1 protein-coding gene is annotated in these 1,142 nt (G+C 42.1%); it reads left to right on the forward strand.

The window, feature by feature from the left end:
* Window positions 1-102: 102 nt before the first annotated feature.
* The coding region (locus tag PVV57_RS10355) for an MFS transporter (RefSeq protein WP_273784052.1) at window positions 103-1,142 on the forward strand (1,040 nt) is incomplete at its 3' end.

Consider the following 1,142-nt stretch of genomic DNA (forward strand, 5'->3'; position numbering starts at 1 on the left):
TCTTGATGCCTTTAAGGCGCAAGAAATTCTTGATGTCTTGAGGGTGCAAAAAAGAAGCAACAATCCAATCAGCTCTGCGGACGAAAAAGCAGGAGTCGTATTTTGGCGCAAGTAGATGCAGCAACAAAAAATCGCTTGCGAATGCTTTTACTGGGCGATGGCATCGTGTCATTTGGGGGCTGGATTGATTACATCGTGATTTTAACCGTATCCGTGTTCACCTGGAAAGCGGATCAATATGATGTCGCTTTTATTGGAGCGGCAACATTATTACCTGGTATCGTTCTGTCTAAGCCAATTGGAATGTTGGTCAGTCACCCTTCTATGATCCATTGGTTGCGGGCCTCACTGCTGTTACGGGCGCTATGTACTGTCGTTTTATTGATGGCGACCAGTCTGCAAGGATTTATTGTCTTGGCAGTCATTCGAGCGACATTCAATAGTATTGCTCTTCCAGCAATTTCCGTTCTCAGTGCAAATTCTGTTCCTGAAGATGAGCGGAGCCGTTACTATTCTGTGCTTAACATGATCAATAGCGCAGCAAAGATGATCGGACCTGCTTTGGGAAGTGCTCTGTCTGCACTTTTGTCAGAGACATATACTTTATTATTTTCTGGATTTTTAACATTGCTAGGCTTTATCGTCTTTTGTTGTCTTGGCGCACAACCTATCTCATCGCTAAAAATAAAAAAAGCGGACACCATGACAACACAACAGAGGCTTTATGGGACAACTTGGTATGCCTATGTGGGGGTGATGTTCATTTATTTTGCCATGGTCTTTATGGTGAATAATCAGTTGCCCGTTATTCTCAGTGCAATGAAAATGAATAAACAGGCTCTTGGAATGCTGGTATCTGCTTCAGCGATTGGTAATTTTCTCTATGGGTTTTGGAGCGTGAAAAAATCAAAGCATACCCCCCTTACAGGCAAAATATCGGAGTTGTTAATGCCAGCCATGTCAACAATGGTTTGTTTTGTCGTGATCTCAGTGTGCTTTTTTTACTTTGATTTACTTCATATTGAGACTTTGTTGCTCTGTTTTTTGCTCATTGGAATGGTCAGTGCACGCTTTTCCATATCTTCTAATGTTTATCTGGTAAGCAATTTCAATGAACAAATTGGGGTCGCTTCTGGATGGGT

The sequence above is a fragment of the Bartonella sp. AU15XJBT genome (assembly GCF_028618615.1).
Lineage (GTDB): Bacteria > Pseudomonadota > Alphaproteobacteria > Rhizobiales > Rhizobiaceae > Bartonella.